This window comes from Virgibacillus salarius (genome assembly GCF_039521925.1).
Lineage (GTDB): Bacteria > Bacillota > Bacilli > Bacillales > Amphibacillaceae > Virgibacillus > Virgibacillus salarius.
The window spans coordinates 1-4360 of record NZ_BAAACY010000055.1 but is presented as its reverse complement, the minus strand read 5'-3'; the positions used below and the strand labels follow the sequence as shown (position 1 = coordinate 4360).

The window sequence follows — 4360 nt, the reverse complement described above, 5'->3', positions numbered from 1 at the left end:
AACTAAAAAAAGATATGAATCCCATAATAAAATGGAAATCATATCTTTTTTGGACTTTTTCAGTGGCCTCCTGAACGAGCAGGATTTTTTATGCTTCGGGGATTTTTATAATAAATAGATCGTTCATTAAGATGAATTTATTTCAATTTGTTTTACGTTAGTATATTAATTATAGTAAGTGCTTTATATGGTCAACTTACTATTTATCCCCCCCACAATAACCTACTTCAGGCAAAAAGAGAAGCCACTATTGGTAAGTGGGGGGGCGACTGCCAGTAAATGTCCGATTGGCTCTAAGGCCTTTAGGTCATACCCCTGTGGTACTAACGATCGCGGGGGATAAACAAAACTATAGCTGATTGAAGTGTCACTTTTAAAACAGCAAAAGGTTTACTTGAATGATACACCTACTTCTTTTATATTTAGAAAATAAACTGAACAGATCAGCTTGCAGAGGAGGAATTTTATGAAACGAAATATCGTCATTCAAAAGATAACAGAGATGGATGCGTTAGAAAGTATTCTTCATTTAGAAAATCAAATTTGGGGAAATGCAACTCCTGTACATCAAACCTACACAGCGATAAATAATGGAGGGCTAATGTTAGGAGCATACGATGGAGATAAATTAATTGGTTTTTCCTATAGCTTTACTGGCTATGATGGGCAGGAAGTGTATTTATATTCACATATGCTAGGTTTACTACCTGATTATCGGAAGGCAGGCCTAGGAGAAAGGATGAAGCGTAAGCAAGCTGAGATTGCTGATCAAATGGGGTATGAGAAAATGATTTGGACCTTTGATCCATTGCAAAGTTTAAATGCTTACTTAAATATGAATAAATTAGGGGCGACTGGTGTCAAGTATAAGGAAAATTACTATGGAGATATGGATGATGGATTGAACCGGGGGATGGCAACAGATCGTATTATTATAGAATGGCATTGGAATGAGGATAAAAGCTTAGAGAACGTCCAGACAGTAATTGAAGAACAAGTACTCCTATTAGAAAAAGAAGGAATGCCAATTAGTAACCTGCATGCCGATCAGAATTTAAAGGAGAATGCATATTTTGTCTCTGTGCCAAATAATATACAAGAAATAAAAAGCAATCAGTTAGAACTGGCAATTGACTGGCGAATGAAAACAAGAGCGGTGTTTAATTGTTTGTTTAAGCAAGGATATCGAGCTAAAGGATTTATAAGGGATGATAATAAAAAGATTGGTTATTATTGTTTTCAAAAGAAATAATAATCCAAGTATATAATTAGAAAAAAACCTTAAATACAATGGTGTTTAAGGTTTTTTTCGTTAACACTAGATGATTATTAAAAATTTGGATATAACGCACCATATCTTTTTTTATAATCGTCTAATATATGGAAGGGGGAGTAAGGTTTGTTTAATGAGAAAGAGATTTTAAGTGAATCTGATACTAATGAAATTCTATTAGAAGAACTTATGGGGTTATATGGAGATGAGTTAAAACGAATTGCTTATTTGTATGTAAATGATATCTCGCAAAGTGAGGATATTGTTCAAGAAGTTTTTATATCTTGTTATAAGAATTTTCACCGTTTTAATAAAAAATCAAGCTATAAAACATGGTTATATAGGATCACGATTAATAAGTGTAAGGATTATCAACGGAAATGGAGCTTTAGAAATATAATTTATAAACCTGTCATTAGTACAATAAAAGGACTATTAACAGAATCAATTCATGAGGAAGTAGAAAAACAAGAGCAATCAAATGAATTAGTTCGGTTAATTGCACAGCTTCCAATTAAATATAAGGATGTTCTTATTTTATATTATTATAAGCAAATGTCTTTAAAGGAGATTAGTACGATTAATGGTTTAAAAATGAATACAGTCAAATCAAGATTAGTTAGAGGAAGGAAATTATTAAAAAGAGAATTAGTAGAGAGGGGGATATATGATGAGTGAGTTTGATAATCATATTAAAAAAGAAATACAGAAATATTTAAACAAGAATATTCATTTTACTACTAATGATGAACAAGAAATTCTAAGAAAAAAGAAGAAAAAGCAGTATTCGTTATATGTCTCGTCACTAGTTTTTGCGCTTATATTAGTATTTCTATTAATCGGGCCTGTACTTAAAGATGAAGTAATAGACAATAAGATTTATGAATTTTCTCCTGCTCCTTTTTCTACAAAGATGCAATCCAGTAAGAAATTAATAGAAAGAGAAGACAATATGAAAGAGAAAGAACCTAAACAGAATGAAGTTGACAAGGAAGTCGCTGAAAATAAAGATGAGTCTGACGAAAAAGAAAATGCAATAGAAACAAATGATCAGAAGGATAAAGAGAATCAATCTGCGGATCAAAATGGTAATAAGGAACATCAAGAAGATCAAGAAAAACAATCTACGAATCAGACTGATAATAAACATCAGAAAGATCAAGAAAGTGAATCAACGGATAAAGAGCAAAATGAACCTTCCATTTCGGATAAGGAAAAAGAAGTTATACTTCATAAACTAAGGCAATTTAATTCGAGCATTGATGTAGTTATTGCAGAATTAGAACCAGAATCCTATAAATTTAAAAACACATTTGTTGTTAAAGAAGATGTGTATACACGCTTAAATAATATGATGACAAGAAATGTTGCAGAACAGATATGGTCTAACCGCCTAGAGGAAAAAAGCGATGGCTTATATTTAATTCCTATGGATGGCGAACCTGACTTCCGGGAGGGGGAAGAATATAGTATTACAAAACTCTCCAGTACTAAATTTAAAGTGACACAGACAGCAGTTGCTGATTTATATGGACACTACAAAGTGCTATTCATAGTAAGTAACATTGATAATCAGTGGAAAATAAGCGATTATAAATGGTCTAGTTTATAAAAATATTAATAATTTTGTTAATAGCTTATAACGAGAAGTGAAAAAAGCGCTTGATCCTCTCGAGGATTGAGCATCCAAATAAAAAACAGGACTTCTTCACTTTCATGTATAAACCTGCTATAAGTAAGTTGATAAAATTATAAATAAAGGGAATTTAAAAAAAGAGAAGATGGGTAATAACTAAAGCGGACCATTATAAGATAAAGCATGCATTACTGTCTCTGGTAACTATATGAAGCGCATTTCTATAAATCAGAGGGTAATTATAGCGAGTTCCTTTGTGGAAATCAGATTTTTTTAAATTATCTATGTACTTTTTGTGTTAGTTAACGTAAATTAATAGGATGATAGGTGATATCTATTAAATTGTACAATGGGATTAGTTTATCTCACATATTACTGGTAGTAAGACTCCCACTTCAAGCAATCAAGTAAAACCAATATGGGAAGTGGGATCAACTCAAGGAAATGTCCGATTCGTTAAAGGGCCTTGAGGTCATACTCTTATGGTACGAACCATCAGTGGGGGGAACAAAACCTCCAACTGGTTGAGTAAAAGTAGAATTGCGTGAGGAACAAATATCTTTCTTCATTTTGTCATATCACATACAGATTGTTCAACTGTACAAAGACCGTTAAGATAGGAACTGGCTCACAAAAACATTTCATTCTGTTGAATGAGATGTTTTTTTAGATAGATAAGAAAATGACGAGAACAAAATAAATAAAAATGCCACTATCCTCTTTGTTCATTCGATAATAGGATTAAATAGAGTTGTTAGGGGGATAAAGATGGTTAAAGGAAAAAAGGCTCTCCATATGACCTTTGAAGAGATTGTTGAACAGAATGAACGCAGAATCCATTACCATATTCATAAACTTCATATTAATGATCCGCATCAGGAATTCTATCAAGAGGGGCTTGTTGCCATGTGGAACGCTTATGAGAACTATAAGCCAGATAAAGGACCATTAGCTACCTATTTTAATTATACCATTCGTAATCGTATGATCGATTTAATTCGAAAGAAAACAAGAGAAAGAGAAAATGACGATACGTATGAAGCTCATCAGTTCCTTAAAAGAACACATGGTAATTATGTTCGCGCTGGCGGTAGAATGTATCCAATAAGTAATCAGGAAACGGAGTACTTTCATGAAAACACAGACTTAGAAGATATAAAAAAAGAACTAACGGAAAATCAATGGAAATGGGTATTGTTGTTTATTGTTAAGGATTTATCTATAAAAGAGATCGCGAACAGAGAAGGTGTTTCCACCGATGCGGTGAAAAGCTGGGGAAGAGAGGTGAGAAGAAAACTACGTTCAGCAGCACTAGATTATTGACAAATAAGGATAAGACGCTGAGACAAAAGAATGAAGAAACAATAAAAAACGAACAATGAGGTGGTTACCCCCAAAAGTTAGAGTTTATACTATGCAGCTGATTGGCTGGATTGCGTTCGGTACTCAAC

4 protein-coding genes are annotated in these 4360 nt (G+C 32.9%); all 4 read left to right on the top strand.

The window, feature by feature from the left end; genetic code table 11:
• Positions 1 to 466: 466 nt before the first annotated feature.
• A complete protein-coding gene (locus ABDZ84_RS08040; RefSeq protein ID WP_026679584.1) occupies positions 467 to 1252 on the top strand; it encodes a GNAT family N-acetyltransferase in 786 nt (261 codons plus the stop codon).
• A 147-nt stretch (positions 1253 to 1399) separates the two neighbouring features.
• Positions 1400 to 1951: a sigma-70 family RNA polymerase sigma factor gene (locus ABDZ84_RS08035; protein WP_051388214.1), complete on the top strand. Its 552-nt coding sequence runs from the start codon at positions 1400 to 1402 to the stop codon at positions 1949 to 1951.
• Positions 1944 to 2885, top strand: coding sequence for a hypothetical protein (locus tag ABDZ84_RS08030; RefSeq protein WP_343780926.1), 942 nt, complete (start codon positions 1944 to 1946; stop codon positions 2883 to 2885). Before ABDZ84_RS08035 ends, ABDZ84_RS08030 begins: the two co-directional genes overlap by 8 nt.
• Positions 2886 to 3677: 792 nt before the next feature.
• Positions 3678 to 4232, top strand: coding sequence for a sigma-70 family RNA polymerase sigma factor (locus ABDZ84_RS08025; protein ID WP_051388213.1), 555 nt, complete (start codon positions 3678 to 3680; stop codon positions 4230 to 4232).
• The last annotated feature ends 128 nt before the right edge of the window (positions 4233 to 4360 follow it).

Excerpts from the sequence above, each read along its gene's own strand:
- ABDZ84_RS08040 (WP_026679584.1), top strand. The coding sequence starts at position 467 with ATGAAACGAAATATCGTCATTCAAAAGATAACAGAGATGGATGCGTTA.
- ABDZ84_RS08025 (WP_051388213.1), top strand. The coding sequence starts at position 3,678 with ATGGTTAAAGGAAAAAAGGCTCTCCATATGACCTTTGAAGAGATTGTT.
- ABDZ84_RS08030 (WP_343780926.1), top strand. The coding sequence starts at position 1,944 with ATGAGTGAGTTTGATAATCATATTAAAAAAGAAATACAGAAATATTTA.